This window comes from Terriglobales bacterium, assembly GCA_035487355.1.
Taxonomy (GTDB): domain Bacteria; phylum Acidobacteriota; class Terriglobia; order Terriglobales; family Acidobacteriaceae; genus QIAW01.
The window spans coordinates 64,972-82,477 of the sequence record DATHMF010000073.1; the positions used below are offsets into that span (position 1 = coordinate 64,972).

The 17,506-nt window shown below is 55.1% G+C and carries 13 protein-coding genes; 6 read left to right on the forward strand and 7 right to left on the reverse strand.

Features of this window, described 5'->3' with window-relative positions; genetic code table 11:
* Positions 1 to 5: 5 nt before the first annotated feature.
* A complete protein-coding gene (locus tag VK738_13365) occupies positions 6 to 2,042 on the reverse strand; it encodes a helicase C-terminal domain-containing protein (GenBank protein ID HTD23640.1) in 2,037 nt (678 codons plus the stop codon).
* Positions 2,043 to 2,180: 138 nt separating this feature from the next.
* Between VK738_13365 and der the strand changes: the two genes are divergently transcribed.
* Positions 2,181 to 3,698, forward strand: coding sequence for a ribosome biogenesis GTPase Der (gene der, locus VK738_13370; protein HTD23641.1), 1,518 nt, complete (start codon positions 2,181 to 2,183; stop codon positions 3,696 to 3,698).
* Positions 3,699 to 3,785: 87 nt separating this feature from the next.
* Positions 3,786 to 4,163, forward strand: coding sequence for a hypothetical protein (locus VK738_13375; GenBank protein ID HTD23642.1), 378 nt, complete (start codon positions 3,786 to 3,788; stop codon positions 4,161 to 4,163).
* Positions 4,164 to 4,172: 9 nt separating this feature from the next.
* Here the strand turns inward: VK738_13375 and VK738_13380 are convergent, their stop codons facing one another.
* Positions 4,173 to 5,045 carry a helix-turn-helix transcriptional regulator gene (locus VK738_13380; protein HTD23643.1) on the reverse strand — a complete coding sequence of 291 codons (873 nt, stop codon included), beginning with the start codon at positions 5,043 to 5,045 and terminating at the stop codon, positions 4,173 to 4,175.
* A 182-nt stretch (positions 5,046 to 5,227) separates the two neighbouring features.
* Here VK738_13380 and VK738_13385 point away from each other — a divergent pair, with 182 nt between their 5' ends.
* The 4 genes from VK738_13385 to VK738_13400 all read left to right on the forward strand — a co-directional run bounded on the left by VK738_13385 (position 5,228) and on the right by VK738_13400 (position 12,836).
* Positions 5,228 to 6,283 (forward strand): PTS fructose transporter subunit IIC, encoded by a 1,056-nt coding sequence (locus VK738_13385; protein ID HTD23644.1) that lies wholly within the window; start codon positions 5,228 to 5,230, stop codon positions 6,281 to 6,283.
* The gene (locus VK738_13390; protein HTD23645.1) at positions 6,280 to 6,579 is read left to right on the forward strand and encodes a PTS fructose transporter subunit IIB; all 300 of its coding nucleotides are present in this window, start codon (positions 6,280 to 6,282) and stop codon (positions 6,577 to 6,579) included. Before VK738_13385 ends, VK738_13390 begins: the two co-directional genes overlap by 4 nt.
* Before the next feature lie 46 nt (positions 6,580 to 6,625).
* On the forward strand, positions 6,626 to 9,172 hold the full coding sequence (ptsP, locus tag VK738_13395) for a phosphoenolpyruvate--protein phosphotransferase (GenBank protein ID HTD23646.1): 2,547 nt from the start codon (positions 6,626 to 6,628) through the stop codon (positions 9,170 to 9,172).
* Between the two features lie 130 nt (positions 9,173 to 9,302).
* Positions 9,303 to 12,836 carry a glycoside hydrolase family 38 C-terminal domain-containing protein gene (locus VK738_13400; protein HTD23647.1) on the forward strand — a complete coding sequence of 1,178 codons (3,534 nt, stop codon included), beginning with the start codon at positions 9,303 to 9,305 and terminating at the stop codon, positions 12,834 to 12,836.
* 121 nt (positions 12,837 to 12,957) lie between these two features.
* Here the strand turns inward: VK738_13400 and VK738_13405 are convergent, their stop codons facing one another.
* From VK738_13405 to VK738_13425, 5 genes are all read right to left on the reverse strand, one after another.
* Entirely contained in the window at positions 12,958 to 13,305 is a 348-nt protein-coding gene (locus VK738_13405; protein HTD23648.1) for a hypothetical protein, read from the reverse strand.
* Positions 13,306 to 13,426: 121 nt separating this feature from the next.
* Positions 13,427 to 13,999, reverse strand: coding sequence for a protein-disulfide reductase DsbD domain-containing protein (locus VK738_13410; GenBank protein HTD23649.1), 573 nt, complete (start codon positions 13,997 to 13,999; stop codon positions 13,427 to 13,429).
* A gap of 22 nt (positions 14,000 to 14,021) precedes the next feature.
* Positions 14,022 to 14,612, reverse strand: a complete 591-nt coding sequence (locus tag VK738_13415; GenBank protein HTD23650.1) for a TlpA disulfide reductase family protein — start codon at positions 14,610 to 14,612, stop codon at positions 14,022 to 14,024.
* 15 nt (positions 14,613 to 14,627) lie between these two features.
* Complete coding sequence (locus VK738_13420) at positions 14,628 to 15,368, reverse strand: cytochrome c biogenesis protein CcdA (GenBank protein ID HTD23651.1); 741 nt, start codon at positions 15,366 to 15,368, stop codon at positions 14,628 to 14,630.
* A 95-nt stretch (positions 15,369 to 15,463) separates the two neighbouring features.
* The gene (locus VK738_13425) at positions 15,464 to 16,927 is read right to left on the reverse strand and encodes an FAD-binding oxidoreductase (GenBank protein ID HTD23652.1); all 1,464 of its coding nucleotides are present in this window, start codon (positions 16,925 to 16,927) and stop codon (positions 15,464 to 15,466) included.
* Between the last annotated feature and the right edge of the window lie 579 nt (positions 16,928 to 17,506).

Sequence of the window (17,506 nt, forward strand, 5' to 3'; positions counted from 1 at the left end):
CTCTCTCAGCGCTCGTTCATGTTTTGAAAGAAAGCTTCTACCTCGCCGATGTCACTCGTCTTGCGATAATTCGGCAGGCTCTCCAGAAAAACCTTGCCATAGGCTTTCTTCGTGATGCGATTATCCAGCAGCGCGAGCGCGCCGCGGTCCTTCAGCGAACGAATCAACCTTCCGAATCCCTGCTTCAGCGAAATGACGGCGGCGGGTACCTGGTAGTCGAAGAAGGCGTTCCCACCGTCGGCATCAATCGCGCGAATACGCGCCGCCACCACTGGATCGTTGGGCACGGCAAACGGCAGCCGGTCAATGATGACGCAGCTCAGTTGCTCTCCTTGCACATCCACTCCCTGCCAGAAAGATGAGGTCGCGAACAGGACCGCATTTGGTGTCATGCGAAATTCTTCCAGCAGCGCGTTGCGCGGCGCTCGACCTTGTATCAGCATAGGGAAATCGAGCTCTCCCAGCAGGCGGTCGTGAATCTGATGCATCTGGGCATAGCTGGTGAACAAACAAAAAGCGCGTCCGCGAGAAATTTCCAGCATGCGCCGGATGCAGTCTGCCGCCCGCGGAACAAACTGCGCCGTCCGCGGATCGGGCAAATCCGGAGGCGTGTACAAAATCGCCTGCGAAGCATAATCAAAGTGCGAAGGGACAACTACTTCACGCGCATTTTCCAGCCCCAGGCGCTTGCGGATATAGTCAAAGCCATTGCTGACCGCCAGGGTCGCCGAGGTGAGCACGGCAGTTTCCAGGCCAGAAAACAGGTGTTCACGCAAAATTTGCGAGACGTCAATCGGCGTGGCCTGCAGAAAAACATTTCTGCTTCCGCCCCCAGACGTACGCCTGCCGGGCGCATCGCCTCCGCGACGCTCGATCCAGAAGACGGTATTGCGGTCGGTGGATTCGAGAAGAAACGCAAGCTGCATGCGCAACTCCTGCGTGCGCCGGGAGAAGTTGAAAACCTCTTCAGGTTTTTCCGGGATAAGCTCGAGCTCAGCCTGCAACCGTTCGAGCGTCTTCAGCAGTCCGTTGTATTCAGCCCCATGTTCTTCCAGGAATTCGCGCCGGTTTTGAAAAGCGAACCGGCCCTCGCCCTGCGGTATGAGTGAAAAGAAAAACTGTGCGCGCTCGAACAGACTGCGCGTGGCAGAATGCACCCCGGGCGGGAACCCTCCCTTTAATTTAAGCGTGGTTTCAACATCGCGCACCAGATCGTTGAAGCGCAGGTTGCTGACGGTGATCCCAAAATAACTGCCGGCCACATCTTCCAGCTCGTGCGCCTCATCAAAGATCACCGAGCCATACTCGGGCAAAATGCCGGCATCGGGCGCGTCTTCGGTCATGAGCTTGATGGCGAGATCAGCAAAAAAAAGATGATGGTTTACGATGATGATGTTGCTTTCAATCGCTCGCCGGTGCATCTCTGTGATAAAACAGCGGTCGAACTGGCGGCATTTGGAGCCGGTACAAGCTTCGGCGCGGGCATCGAGTTTGTGCCAGAGCGCGCTGTTTTCCGGCAGGTCGGCAATCTCGGCGCGGTCGCCGTTCAGGGTTGTCTTCTCCCAATTTGCAATCGCGCGAAACTGGTTGATCTCTTCCAGTCCATTCAGGACGGGCTGCTCATTCAGGTCGTAAAGCTTCTGCCGGCAAAGATAATTATTGCGGCCCTTCATATAGGAGACCCGCAGACCGGGGAAGTGCTTCTCTAAAAACGGAACGTCCTTAAAAAATAATTGCTCCTGCAAATTCTTTGTTCCGGTGGAAATAATCACGCGCTTGCCGGAGCGGATCACCGGAACCAGATAGGCTAGCGTCTTGCCCGTCCCCGTCCCCGCCTCAACCAGCAGATGGCGTTTTTCTCGCAAAGCTTCTTCTACAGCCTGCGCCATCTGCAACTGTCCGCGGCGGAATTCGTATGCCGGATGCGTCCTGGCCAGCAAGCCTCCTGGGGCAAAAAACTGGTGCAGAGAAACTTCGTACCCGGTTTTTGCCGCTGAGTGGTCGGCAGAAGGTGCTTGAGCGGATTGAGGCGTAGCCGACAAAATAAATCTGGTCCGAATCTTAGTATCTAAGGGCTCCGCAACGCAGCTCCGCTTTTGCGGGATCTGCTGCTGCGCCCTCGCGCTTCGCTCGCGCGGTTCCGGCGCTCGCTTCGCACTCACCCTTATAATAGAGCTTCTTTGCTTGCGCAGCATCGCAATCGGAGCCCCGAGGCTTTTTTTCTGAAAAAACCTGACTACAATTTGCAGCAACCCGGTATTCCCACCCTCGCCATTGTTGGCCGGCCCAACGTAGGCAAATCCACATTATTTAACCGGATCATCGGCTCGCGCCGAGCCATCGTTGGCGATGAGCCCGGCATCACCCGCGACCGCCTCTATGGCGAGACCGAGTGGCGCGGCTTCAGGCTGCGAGTGATTGATACCGGCGGCATCATTCCTGACGATCACGAATTGATTCCCTCTGAAATTCTTAAGCAGGCAAAGACGGCGCTGGAAGAGGCACAGGCGGTGGTTCTGGTCGTGGATGGCCGCAGCGAACTGGCGGCGCCTGATATAGATCTGGCGCGCATGTTGCTGCGCTCGGGAACCAACCTGTTTCTTGCCGTCAACAAAATTGATACCCCCAAGATGCAGCCCGCCGCAGAAAACTTCCGCCGCCTGGGGATCAAGAACTTGTTTCCGGTTTCTGCCGAGCATGGAGTAGGACTTGACGACCTGTTGGATGCAGTTTTGGAATCCCTGCCGAAACAGGTACAGGCGGATACTCGTGTGGCACAGGCGTCCCCGCCTGTGCTGGATCAAGAACCAAAGGATGAGGAATCAGAGCCCGAGAGCCCTGAATTAGGGGACCCTGAACTACAGAACCCTGAACTACAGAACAAAGACCCGCGCGAGACCAACGTTGCCATCATTGGCCGGCCGAATGTGGGGAAATCAACTCTGCTCAACCGGCTTACGGGAAGCTCACGCGCGATTGTCTCACCCATTCCCGGCACTACACGCGACGCAGTAGATGAACTCGTAGAGCGCGACGGCCAACGTTTCCGTTTTATAGATACCGCTGGCATTCGTCGCAAGGGCAAGACCAAGTTGATGGCAGAAAAGCTCTCGGTAGTGATGGCGCGCAAACATCTCGAAGCGGCGGATGTCGCTCTTATGGTGGTGGATGCCGCCGAAGGCGTGACCGCAACCGACGCCACCATTGCCGGCTATGCTCATGAGAGCGGCAGGTCTTTAATTGTTGTCGTCAACAAATGGGACCTGCTGACAACCAAACGCACAGATGGACGTCCCCCCGCCGACCGCGATGTCTTCGAGCAGCAGTCGCGAGATGTGCTCAAATTTCTGAGCTATGCTCCTATTTTGTTTGTCTCCGCCACTGAAGGCTCTGGGACAGACAAAATCTTTTCCACCCTCGAAAAAGTTGCCGCCGAACGGCGCAAACGCATCACCACCGGCGAGATGAACCGGTTTTTGAAGCACGTAGACTTCGAACGCGCCTCGGTTCCCAGCTCGCGTCGCGTACGCATTCTCTACATGACCCAGGCTGCCGTGGCCCCACCGACGTTCATTCTGTTCACCGATCGCGATGTTAAGCTGCACTTTTCGTATCAGCGTTTTCTGGAAAACCAGATTCGCAAGAGCTTTGGTTTTATAGGGACGCCGATCTGGATTAAGAACAGGGCAAGAGAGTGATTCAGGAATTGATGACTTAGTTTTGCAATTACCCGATTACTCAATTCCCCCGATTTCTGCCATAATTCAGGAATTCAGGAGGGCTTTATGGGACGCTCATTAGGATTGATTGGATTGCTCATCGTTCTGGTAGTGGGAGCGTATATCTACACCCAGCAGACGAAAAGCTCTTCCATGGGAACCGGCAATCCACGAGCGGTGATAGATATCACCGGAGTCAAGATGGATCTGCTGCACATGGCCCAGGCCGAGCGAGCATTTTTTGCGCGCGAAAACCATTACGCGTCGCTCGAAGATTTGCACGCCTCGGGTGATCTGACCGTCTTCCAGAACCACCGTGGCCCCTACACCTACTCTGTCAGCTTTACCGACAACAGCTTCCGCATCACAGCCACCTATTCCGGCCCGCCCAATCCTGAAGCTGCCTCCAGTTTGAGCATTGATGAAAATATGCAGGTGCAATGATCCGATGAATCAATTCTTCAATGACCCAATCTCTATACGATACTGTGTCGGCGTGGCCTTGCAGATGCGTTTAAAGATCCTGCAGAAATAGGCAATGTCGTTGTATCCGCAATTCGCCGCCACCTCTTTGAGGGTGATGTTATAGTTTCGCAGCATAAACTTTGCCCGATTGATTCGCACCAGATTCAGGTAATCGTTGAATCGCATCAGTCCTTCCCTTCTGAAGACCCGCGATACATGGTTCGCCGCCAGGCCAAAGTGTCGGGCAACGCTCTCTCGCGTAATAGGGGTTTGAAAATTCTCCTGGACGTAGAGGCAGAGGGTTTCATAGGTGCGAATCGCTTTGCGCGGTGGATGCATCTGCGGAGTTTTAAGCAGCCGCAGGCAGGAATGCAGCAGCGATTCCGTCAGCAGCAACGCCATGGGCCCCTTCGATTGGTCGGCGGCAAACGCCATCAGTGCGGCCAGCAGACTGTGGGTCAGAGCGTCATAGGCGCCGTGGACGCTGGTTTTCAGCGCGGTCGCGGGCATATTGCTTTTCCCCTTGTGGTTCACCAGACTGATGCCGATCTGCTTTGTCCCAAAAAGGAATGTAAGCACCTTCACCGGGCTCGACCAATCGGGCTTGTTCCAGGTATTACCGGGCACGAACGCGGCATGGCCGCGCACCGGCTTGATAATTTCGGTTCGCCCGTTGTGGGCGATCTCCATTTTGTGGCATCCTTCGAGCGGAATGGAGAGCCGGGGGAAGTGCGTAACATAAGCCAGCACCGGCGGAGCAATGCTGCCTTCGGCGAAATGCACGCGGCGCATTCGCGTGCCGCGAAGAAAATCTTCCAGTTCGCGGCTGATGGTTCGAGTAGACAGGTCTTGGGGCGTCATAGGGGCCAGCTTGACGAAATGTTACGTTAGTACAACAAATGTTTCCTGTCTACTCTTTCCCTCTCTGCCCTGATCGCGCATACTATCGCACCGCAGGACTTTACCCCAGAAATCGTGAATGCGAGTTTTTTCCGAAATGTTCCGTTGCGAAGCCCTTAAATTAACGATTCAACGAGGAACTCATGATTGAGAAGCTGAGGAAGCTGCGGCAGCACTTGCTGACTGGAGTCTCGTTCGCCATTCCCTTTATCGCCTGCGGCGGTATGTTGATCGCCATCGCCACCACCTTCGCCGTCGCCTCCGGGCACATGACGCCGAAGGGGCCCGATTTTTCTCAGTTACCGACTTTGAAGCTGATTAATGACATTGGCTCAGCCTCCTTCAGTCTGATGTTACCGGTGTTGGCTGGCTACATTGCTTATTCGATCGCCGGCAAGCCCGGCCTGGTCGCGGGTTTCATCGGCGGATATCTTTCCGGCCAGGTTAACGCCGGTTTTCTGGGAGCGATGCTAGCGGGACTGTTGGCCGGCTACGTGGTGGATCTCATTAAACGCATCCCTGTTCCCAAATATATCCGGCCGGTGATGCCCATCCTCGTCATTCCCATTGTTTCGGCAACCATCATCGGCGTCATCATGCTGAAGGTTCTCGGCGTGCCTATCGCTCATCTCATGAGCGCCGCCAGCGCAATGCTCAAATCCCTGAGCACGGGCAGCAGCGTAATTCTGGGAATGATTCTGGGAGCGATGATTGCCTTTGACATGGGTGGACCGGTGAACAAGACCGCCTTCTTCTTCGGAGCAGCCATGATCCGCGAGGGAGACTTCAGCATCATGGGTGCGTGTGCTGCGGCTATCTGCACGCCGCCCTTGGGCATGGGGTTGGCGACCCTGCTGCGAAGAAAGCTATGGAGTCAGGAGGAGCAGGAAGCCGGCATCGCCGGGTTGACCATGGGTCTGATCGGCATCACCGAGGGCGCCATCCCATTTGCCGCTTCCGATCCGCTGCGGGTAATTCCCTGCCTCATGCTCGGCTCCATGGTGGCTGCGGTCATCGCCATCCTGAATGGAGTCGGGGACCAGACGCCGCACGGTGGGCCGATTGTTCTTCCCGTTGTAATTCACCGCTGGGCCTATGTTCTGGCCATCCTTGCCGGAACGGCCGTGACCGCAATTTCGATCAACATTTTGAAGTCTTTCACCAAAAGCAAACCCGCACAAGCTGAGGAAACTGTATGAAGATCGTTGCTGTAACCGCGTGCCCTACAGGTATTGCACATACCTACATGGCCGCCGAACAGTTAGAGAAGGCCGCCAAGGCCCTGGGCCACCAGATCAAAGTGGAAACCCAGGGTGCGATGGGCATCGAAAACGAGCTGTCAGAGAGTGACATACGACAGGCGCAAGTCGCCATCTTTGCGGTTGATATAGAAGTGGAAAAGCGCGAACGATTCAACAAGGTAAAGATCATCCAGGTCCCCGTGCAGGAGGCCATCAAGAATCCGCGCGGTGTTTTTGCCAGAATAAAAGAATAACGAAAATGGATAAAAGAATAACGACAAAGGACAGCTAAGTTTGCTTATGCCCCCCGATGTTTCCAGGTCGCTGGAGTTCACATTTACTTGCACCTTGCCGAGTGGACTTCATGCCCGGCCGGCAAGCCATCTGGCCGATCTGGCGAACAAGTATGCTTCCGACTCTGCTCTTACAAATTTGCGCAACGGTTTGCTCGCGAATGCAAAGAGCGTGCTGGCGATTATCTCAGCCGACGTCCGGCAGGGGGATGAATGCCGTGTACGCGTCAGCGGTGCCGACGATGAGGTGGTCTACGCCACTCTGCGCCAATTCATTGAAAAGGACCTGCCTTCGCTCGACGAGACCCCAGCGGAATTCCTGACCAATGGACATGGCAGGGCGCTGCCGCGATCGTTGCGGCAGATGGAAGCCAGTTGTCATTTTGGAGTGGGAGTGAGTCAAGGAATCGCGCAAGGCAAAGTGGTTTCGCTTGGCAGCAGCGTCCTTCCTGATAGCTTCGCGCCTGACGTGAACCAGCCCTCAGATCTTCCTCATGAGCAGGAGAAGATAGAGAAGGCCATCGCCGCCGTCCGTGCCCGGATCGAAGCGCTGCTGCTGCGGCAACCTGTATCCACGGAAGCCGCGATCCTTAAGGCGCACCTGGCTATTGCCGGTGATATTTCACTCAAAAATAAGATGACCGGGATCATCGCTGATGGCCGGTCAGCCGGCCAGGCAATCGTCGAAGCCGGCAAGTTCTTCATCGAGATGCTTCGCCGCTCAGAAAGTCTCTACATTCGTGAGCGGGCCATTGATATGCAAGAAGTCTGCTCCCAGTTATTGGAAGAGATCTATGGCGCTCAATTCCAGCCATCCTCCGTACTGTTGCAAGGCCCTTCGATTGTTGTGGCCGAGACTCTGGGGCCGCAGCAGTTGCTTGCGCTCGACCGCACCTGTCTGAAAGCTCTGGTGCTTGAGAGGGCCGGTCTGACCTCGCACGTTGTCATTCTTGCGCGCGCCCTGGGAATACCCGCGGTGGTGGGTGTAAAAGATGCGTCTCTTGTGCTGACCTCAGGCGAAGAGGTCATCGTGGATGCCACTCGCGGCGTCGTTCTTCGGCAACCTACCGCGCAGGTAGACCGCTTTTATGAGCACGAATTGGCAATGCAGCACCGCCGCCGGGATGCGTTGTCTCGCTATGCACTGCGCCCGGCGGTCACCAGCGATGGCCAGGCACTCGAGATTGGGGCCAATGTTTCCTCCAGCGCGGAAGTCGTCTCCGCATTCGAGAAGGGCGCCGACGGCATTGGTTTGTTCCGCACTGAGATGCTCTTTGTGGAGCGCGCGAGCTTGCCTTCAGAGCAGGAGCAGTTCGAGGCTTACTCGCAATCCGTGCGCGCAGCGAGTGGCAGGCCCGTAATCATTCGCACCATTGATATTGGCGGCGACAAGCCCGTGCCGCATCTGGGCTTAGCACAGGAGGCCAATCCCTTCCTCGGCTATCGTGGGGTCCGCATCTACGCTGAACATGAGGAGCTGGTCCGCACTCAATTTCGCGCCATCCTGCGGGCCTCGGCCTTCGGCCCTGTACGGATGATGGTGCCTATGATCTCCTCTCTTGAGGAAGTGTTATGGATCAAGGCCCACCTGGCCCACGTCCAGGAGGAACTCAAGGGCCGGAGCATTGCCTTTGATCCCGCCATGCAGATCGGCATCATGATTGAGGTGCCTTCCGTGGCCTTCATCCTCGATCAGCTCTGCCAGGAACTCGATTTCTTCAGCATCGGCACCAACGATCTGGCGCAATATTTCCTGGCCGTCGACCGCGATAACCCCAAGGTCGCCCGCCTTTCCGATGTCAGGCACCCGGGTTTTATCCGTTTTCTCAAGCACATCGTTGAGCAGGTCCATAAGCACGGCAAGTGGATAGGAATGTGCGGTGAAATGGCCAGCGACATTCGTCATCTGCCTCTGCTGCTGGCCTTAGGGCTCGATGAGATCAGCGTGACCGCTTCGGAAATTCCAACACTTAAGGAGAGAGTCTCCCGCCTCTCCGGCAAAAACTGCAAAGAACTTCTCTTACGTGTCCTTATCTGCCGGGAAACTGCAGGAGTGGAAAAGTTGCTGGTGCGTGAACCGACCGTGCAATCAACTCCACCGCTTCTGGATCGGGAGCTGGTCATCTTTGACAGCGAAAGCGCAAATAAAGAAGAGGCGGTCCGGGAACTCGCCAATGCGCTGTATGTCGCGGGCAGAACGGCGGATCCCGACGCCATGGAAGAAGCCATATGGGCGCGTGAAGCGGTGTATTCCACCGCAGTGGGACACAGCTTTGCCGTTCCCCATTGCAAGACCGATGCCGTCATGGCCGGGTCTCTCGGCATCATGAAATTGAAAAAACCCGTCGCGTGGGATTCCCCAGATGGCGAACCGGTGCAAATGGTAATCCTGCTGGCATTTCGCGAGAGCGAAGCCAACACCCGGCACATGCAGGTATTTTCCCGGCTCGCGCGAAAGTTGATGGATGAGGAGTTTCGCGAAGGGCTGAGCCGTCTCGCCGATGCAGGTTCCGTATTGGCCTATCTGGCCGAGCAACTGAACCTATCCGGGTAATCGGAGATTTTGCTTTGAAATAAACGTGTGGCACAGCGTCCTCGGCTGTGTTTTTTGCCGCTCCGCGGAGTGGCAGCGAAAAGATTGTGAGCCCTAGAGATCAGCGAAGCGTCAAGAACAGGAGACATTTATGGTGCAAAACCAGAACCGTTTGCCTTTACTGCTGTTGGTATTCCTAATGATGTTGGGCGTAGCCCAGGGCCAAACAGAAAAAGCCCAAACCAAAAAAGCCCAAAGCGAAAAATCATCAGCCCCCGACCTGACCAAACAGCCAACCCTCTACGTCGTTGGCTACGCCCATCTCGATACCCAATGGCGATGGGAATATCCGCAGGTCATCCGGGAATATCTGCCCAGGACTTTGCACGACAACTTCGATCTCTTTGAGAAGTATCCGCATTACATCTTCAATTTCAGCGGCGCCAACCGCTATCGCCTGATGAAGGAGTATTATCCCGCCGACTACGAAAAGCTTAAGCAATATGTGGCCGCGGGCCGCTGGTTCCCGGCGGGCTCTTCGATGGAAGAGGGCGACGTCAACTCCCCATCGGCGGAGTCGATTTTGCGTCACGTCCTTTATGGCAACCAGTATTTTCGCCGCGACTTCGGCAAGGCCAGCGCAGAATACATGCTGCCCGATTGTTTCGGATTTCCGGCATCTTTGCCCAGCATTCTCGCTCACGCCGGCATCAAAGGTTTTTCCACGCAAAAACTAACCTGGGGATCATCGGCTCCGGTCGGCGGTCCTGATTCACCGGAAAAAACGCCGGTAGGCACTCCTTTCGACGTTGGCATTTGGGAGGGCCCCGACGGAAAGAGCGTGTTGGCCGGCTTTAATCCCGGCAGCTACAGCGCGGATATAACCACCGATCTCAGCAAGCCGCTTCCGCCTGCGCCTTCCATAAATCCGCCGCCCAATTCCTCCATAACGCCGCAGCAGTTGGAGTTGGCAAGATACCAGGGAGACTGGGCTCGCCGAGTTCAGCACAATGGAGAAGTCAGCGGCCTTTTCACCGACTACCACTACTACGGGACCGGCGATATCGGCGGCTCGCCGCGTGAGCCTGCGGTAAACCTGCTGGAAGCAATTTTGACCAAGAGTGAAGCCGTGCTGCCCCGACCGCGCATGCCTGGCCAGCCGCAGCAGGCAGCTTCCGCACAGTCCGGCCCTCCGGTCAAGGTGGGCGATGGCCCGGTCAATATCATCTCCTCGAATGCCGATCAGATGTTTCTCGACATACGTCCGGAGCAAACTGCAAAGCTGCCGCGTTACAAAGGTGAACTTGAGTTAACCAATCACTCTGCTGGTTCGCTCTCCTCTCAGGCTTACCGTAAGCGCTGGAACCGCAAGAACGAGCTGCTGGCCGATGCGGCCGAAAAAGCTTCGCTCGCAGCTTCCTGGCTGGGTGCTCGTCCTTATCCGCTCGAACGTCTGAACAATGCCTGGACTCTGGTGATGGGCGGGCAATTCCACGACATCATGGCTGGAACCGCAACTCCCAAAGCCTATGAATTTTCCTGGAACGATGACGTTATCGCGATGAACCAGTTTGCCGATGTGCTGACCAGCGCTACCGAAGCCGTAGCCTCGGCCATGGACACACAGACCAAAGGCACGCCGATTGTCGTCTACAATCCGCTGAACATTGAGCGCGAAGACTTGGTTGAAGCTGAGGTCTCATTTCCGGATGGAACGCCGAAAGCCGTTCGCGTCTTTGGCCCCGATGGCAAAGAGGTTGCTGCGCAGTTGAGCGGCGATCTTAAGGTGCTCTTTCTTGCCAAAACGCCTTCCGTGGGATACTCCGTGTACGATGTGCAGCCCGCGGACTCTGCTCCTCCGGCAGATTCTCCTCTTAAGGTTTCCGAATCGTCGCTCGAAAACGCTCGCTATCGCGTGAAGCTTAATGACAACGGCGATGTGGCCAGCATCTTCGACAAGAGTATCAACAAAGAATTGCTTTCGGCTCCGGCGCGTTTGGCTCTTCAAACCGAACATCCGCATGACTGGCCGGCCTGGAACATGGATTGGGCCGACCAACAGAAGCCGCCGCGCACTTACGTCTCAGGACCGCCGAAGGTCCGAATCGTCGAGAACGGCCCCGCGCGTGTAAGTGTGGAAGTCTCACGCCAGGCTGAGGACTCGAACTTTGTTCAGTCCATCCGTCTTGCGGCAGGTGATGCCGGCAATCGCGTGGAGTTTGGCAATGTCATCGACTGGAAGGCAAAAGCAGCCGCCTTAAAAGCCACATTCCCATTGACGGCCTCGAATCCACAGGCAACCTACAATTGGGATATCGGTACAATTCAGCGCGGCAACAATGATGAAAAGAAATTTGAAGTTGCTTCGCACCAGTGGTTCGATCTTACCGACAAGGGCGGAGCTTACGGTGTGACCGTGCTTTCCGACTGCAAATACGGCTCCGATAAACCTGACGACAACACGTTGCGTCTCACGCTGGTCTACACTCCGGGGTTGGGCGAAGGCAACGGCAGGGGCTACAGCGACCAGACCACGCAGGATTGGGGACATCACGATTTCATCTTTGGTCTTGCAGGCCATGCCGGTGATTGGAAGCAGGCGCAGACTGACTGGCAGGCTTATCGCCTCAATCAGCCGCTGATTGCATTTGAGAGCTCAAAACATCCGGGCGCTTTGGGAAAGAGTTTTTCTCTCTTCAAGGTCGATAACAGCCGCGTGCGCGTCCTTGCGCTGAAAAAAGCCGAGCAGAGCGATGAGCTTATCGTCCGTCTGGTTGAGCTCGATGGAAAACCCGCGCCCAAGGTTCACATCTCCTTTGCTTCTCCAATCACCGCCGCGCGCAAAGTCAACGGCCAGGAGATGCCCTTGGGCAAAGCTACTCTAAGCAAAGGCGCATTGCTCGTAAGCTTCAATCCCTACGAAGTGCACAGTTTCGCTGTGAAGCTCAGCCCACCGCCCGCAAAGGCCGCAGCTCCTCAATCGCAACCGGTCACATTGGCTTACGACCGTCCCGTAGCCACCGTGCCCGAAACGAAGACGAAATCCGATATCGGCTTCGATTCTCAAGGCCGTGCCTTGCCGGCTGAGATGCTGCCCAGTGAAATCAGCTACGATGGCATTCACTTCAGCCTTGCTCCTGGCGGGGAGGCGAAGCCCAACGCCGTTACTGCCAAAGGCCAGACCATTACGCTCCCCGATGGAAACTTCAACCGTGTGTATCTGCTGGCCGCATCAGCAGACGGCGATCAAAAAGCCGCTTTTCGCATTGGCGACCAGTCTGTCGATCTTACGATTCAAGATTGGGGTGGTTACATCGGGCAGTGGGATAACCGCATCTGGAACAAGCGCGAAGAGCCGGTCCCGCCCAGGCCTGGCGCTCCTGCCCCGGCGCCTGGAACACCGCCACGCATGAGGACCGTGCTCGACTACACCGGCCTTACGCCCGGGTTCATCAAACGTGCGCCCCTGGCATGGTTTGCTTCCCATCACCACAATGCCGACGGCTCTGATGAGCCCTACGCATACTCGTATTTATTTGCGTATCCAATCGAAATTCAGGCTAATGCGAAGACGCTCACCCTGCCCGATAACGACAAGATCCGCATTCTGGCGGTCACTGTGGCGAATGAGAGTGAAAAAGTGCGCCCGGCCCAACCTCTGTATGACACGCTGGAGAGGCATTGAGGCATTGATCCATTGAGTCATCGGGTGATTGGGTAATTAAAGACCTGCGTACACGATTGAACGCCTTTACCCAATGTGGCAATGACCCGATGATTCCATGCCTCAATTCGGAAGGAATCTGCTACTGCAGCTCAATCTTGCTGACCGTCATCGTGTCGCCGATCACTTCGCCGCTTACTGTCACCTTGATGTCTTTGTTCTTGGTGAGACCGTCAATGAACTTGCTGGCTTGTTCGTTCCCCGCTTTGTCGAACTTGATAAATTTCAGGTCATCGGTAAGCACGCCATAGCCGCTCTTCACACAATCGGGCATCTGCAGACATCCCTTGGTGTGCCCGGCGCCGCTCCTTGCGTGCTTCTGAAGCTCGCCGGCACAGGAAGAATCAAGCAGGTAGCCTTTCACCACGTTGTCGGCAGCAAAAGCGCTGATGGCCGATGCCACAAATAAAATCAATGCCAGTTTTTTCATGTCCTTCTCCCAGGATAAATGCGCAATCTACTATCCAATTTTCTTCTTTTCAATGGCCCAATGACCCGATGATCCAATGATCCAATAACCCAATGACCCAATTCCTCAATGACCCGATGACTCAATTATGAATATGCGGGCTCTGCGGCGGATTACGCACCCGGGGCTTGTCGGAAGGAATCCGCGAGCGCAATACTTTGACATCAAAGCTCACCGGCAACTGTTTTGGCGGATAGCAGGCGCGATCGCTGCAAGCCTGATAGTTCAGGACTCCGTGGACGCGATAATTTCCCGGCGTGGCCGAGCGGACCGCGCTCACGCTGGCCACAATGCTGAATTCACCGGTATATACGCTGAACTTCTGGTTGGGTGCAAAGGTGAGGCTAAGCTCCGTGCCCTGGGGATAGGTGACCTCTCCAATGCCGATATCTGTCGGTGGATCGAGCCTGAGCTTCGTGGGAATCTGCAGGTCAGAGTTGGGATGGTTGGAATTGATGTGATAGCCGCTCTTGACGCTGAAGTTCAGTTTTGCTGTTCCCGGTCTGCCGGCGCTCACCGTGATCTCGGTCGCGGGCAGGGCAGAGACGTAGCCAGAACTGGAAGAAGCCGGGCCGGTGGATAAATCATCGGCCAGCGTTTGGCAGACCGGCAAAGAAACCAAAAGCAGGCACAAAAAGAAGCGGGTTAGTTTCATAAGGCTGAAATTCAAAAGCAATCTATTTTGCCACAGTATTGCTGGCAGAAGCTGTCTGCAACGGCGCCCCTAAGGCCTTCTTAATATCGTCTTCCAAATCGCTACGCCCTCTGAGCCCGAGCGTCATGTCTACAATTTTGCCGTTGCGGTCAATGAAGAAACTGGAAGGAAGTCCATCAACTCCTCCATAAGCATCGCCTACTTTTTCCGTGCCTTGCACAATGGTGTAGTTGATGTTCATATCTTTGACGAACTTGGCGATCTCGTCCTGACTGCCGGCGTCGTCCATGGCGACCCCAACGATTTCCAGCCCCTGGGGCTGGTATTGTTTGTAGAAATCGACCAGCCACGGGGTCTCAACCTTACACGGACCACACCAGGTCGCCCAAAAGTTCAGCAGTACCGCTTTCCCACGATAACCAGAAAGCTTGACGGGCTTGCCATCCAGGGTGCTGAGTTCAAAATCCGGCGCCACGTTGCCCTTCATAGCCGATGCCTGCTCCGGCACAATGCCGTTGACCTGCACATTTTTGCGTGAAAGTCGCGCGCCCAGGTAGACCATGAACGCTACCGTAAAGATGATGACGAACAGAACAACGACGTTACGTTTCACAAAAAGACCCTGCCTTCATAAAAATTTTTCTACGATGTTCTGGAAGAAAGGGAGCTTATTCAACCAACCGTTGATTTTTAAAAAATGCCCGGAAACAATCAACACTCCCAGTGCCATCATGATCACGCCGCTGCCCACTTCAATTTTGTGCAGATGCTGGCGAATACGGGTATAAAAAGAGAAGAAACGTCCAATGGCAACCGTGGTGAGCAGAAAGGGCACGGCCAATCCCAGCGAGTAGAGCCCCAGCAGGAAAACGCTTTTCGTCACCCCCCCTTGTACGGCGGCCAGGCCCAGAATAAGACTCAGGATCGGTCCTACGCATGGGCTCCATCCGAAGGCGAATGCCAGTCCTACCAAAAAGGCCCCGGCCAGGGACGCGTTGGCCTTCAGGCTGTGCATGCGCTTATCGGCGTAGAGCATCTTGATAGGAACCAGTCCGGTCAGGTGCAGGCCAAACAGGATAATGACCACACCGCCGATCCGCAACAAGAGGCTGCGATGGCTTCCGAAGAGCGATCCCACGCCGGCGGCGGCGGCTCCCAGAGAGATAAATATCACGCTGAACCCCAGAATGAACATGATGGAATTCAGCATCACCACTTTCCGCAATTGCGGGGTGCCTTCTTTCAGCTCTTCCATCCCGGCCCCCGAGATCAGCGACACATACCCGGGAACCAGCGGCAGAACACACGGCGAGAGGAACGAAATCAGCCCCGCCAAAAATGCAGCAATAGGTAAAGGTAATGAGGACATGCCAGCAACTCTAATTGTAACAATCCTTGGCTTTTTAGACGTATGGGACCCGGATAAATCACAGGGGGCGATGCCTTATAAAACCGTGAACTGGGTCAAAGGCTGTCCGCGAACATAGTTCTGTAGTGTCTGTACCAGTCGCTTTGAAAACGCTCCTCAGGGTCGTACTTCTTTTTCAGCCGGAGGAATTCTGCGAATTGTGGATAGCAGGTTTCAACCTCCTTCCGGCTGGCATAACGGTGATAGGTCAGATAGTACGTACCTCCACGGCGTGCTGCCATGTCGATGAGCCTTCGAAAGGCATCCTCCGAACGCTGAAGCCCTTTGGGGCTGTGAACCGTATGTAGGTTAAAGATCGTGCACGCATATGGCTGCTTCGCCCAGGGCAAAAAGCTTTCATCATCGCGCTCGATAAGCCGCACAGTGCCATAAATCAGCTCGACCCTGTTTTTGCGAAAGTCTTCCCGCACCTCATCGAGAAAGCCCTTCAGCATCGGCCTTGGGACGTTGATCTCAGTGATCATCTCAGTCGCAGGATAAGGAGCGTGGAGCCTCCGGTCGATTTCGCGATGGTAATTGTCGGGGTAACTACTCAACTGGTGGGTGTCCGACCAGTATATCTGCCCATTCGTCGAGAGATAGTAATCTGCGTATCTTTCGAATGCCTTTTTCTCATTTGTGTGAGCGAGAAACAAAAGCTGTCTCCAGTTCTCATCGGTCAGTTGCTTCTCTGTGGGGGGTATTAGCGTCTCCATGGCTACTGGCCGATAGCAGGAGAAAACACCTTTGTGTAGAAAGTCTTCCGAGTCATGCTCGATGGAGAATTGGAAATCGCCATATAGAAATCCGTCTGCAATGCGCTTCTCAAACGCGACAATCAGGTCGTCCACGGTCCGAATTTCCACCACGCGCTCGACCTTCTTTCTCGGCGCCAGGCGCAATTGCACTGAAGTAACAACTCCAAAGAGGCCATATCCACCGTGAACCAGCCGAAATAGGTCAGGGTTCTCCGTTCGGCTACACCTGCGGGCAGTCCCCGTCGCGTCTACAAGAACAAAGGATTCGACGTCGCTGATAAAGGGCTTCATTTTCAGACCGCGGCCATGCGCATTCGCCGCAATTGTACCGGCCAGCGTCAAGCGATCCGCACCGGTTTGTTTCTGGGCAATTCCCCAAGGCTGGCCATCCCCATTTTGCAGGGTGAGATAACCGTCAATCAGTTCTGGCCACTCAATCCCCGCTTCAACTTCAATAATTCCACGCTTGCAATCCAGATTGAGCACCTGGCTCAGCTTCCGGATATCAATCAGCAACGTGTCAGTACCAAACTGTTGCCCTCCCATCGCGTGCCGCCCACCCGCAACTGAGATTGCCTTTCGATCTTTGCGGGCAGCACGAACTATGCTCTGCACATCTTCCAGAGAACGTGGCTGTAGAGTTCGCAGCACCCGGGTGGAATTGAGTTGGGAATGAATGTCGTTGACCTGGATCGATTCAGGTTCTTGCACCAGTCTTCCAGAGGCACGCGATGAAACCACAAGAGCAACTGAACCAACCATGAACTCGCGTCTCGAAATCATCTATCCTCTGTCACTCGTTGGATGAAGGGCGCAGTCGCATATTTTCTTGGGTATTCTACACTTTGCGAATCCCGGGGCGCCCCCAACGTCCAGTAATTGGACGATTATTCCGGTGCCAGTCCCGAATTGACAGAGGACTATTTTGGGAATTACTTCAAGCTTCCACGTTTTAAAAATCTTGCCGGAAGCAAGCCAGATACTTTATCTTCACTCATTCTCGTTCATTAGGTCACGTACAAGTGCCGCAACCATGCGGCTGGGTGTAGCAACCACTAGCTTGAACAACATCGAACGGGAATGGAAAAACGCTACCGGGTACTCGTGCCTTTATCCGAATCAGTATTTTTGCCCTTACTCTCTTCCGGTTCGGGGCGAGCGATGGGAACCAAGGGTAGGGGACGGCGAGGATGTATCTGTTGGTCCGGAGGTCCTGGGGGTGGGCTGTCATGGTGCTCCACGACAACTTCACCAGCCGATTCCAAACGAGTTTCAGTGACCTGATCTGTCTCTTCGGATTTGTCGTTTTGGCGTGCGGGTCGGTCCTTCATAGCGTACCTC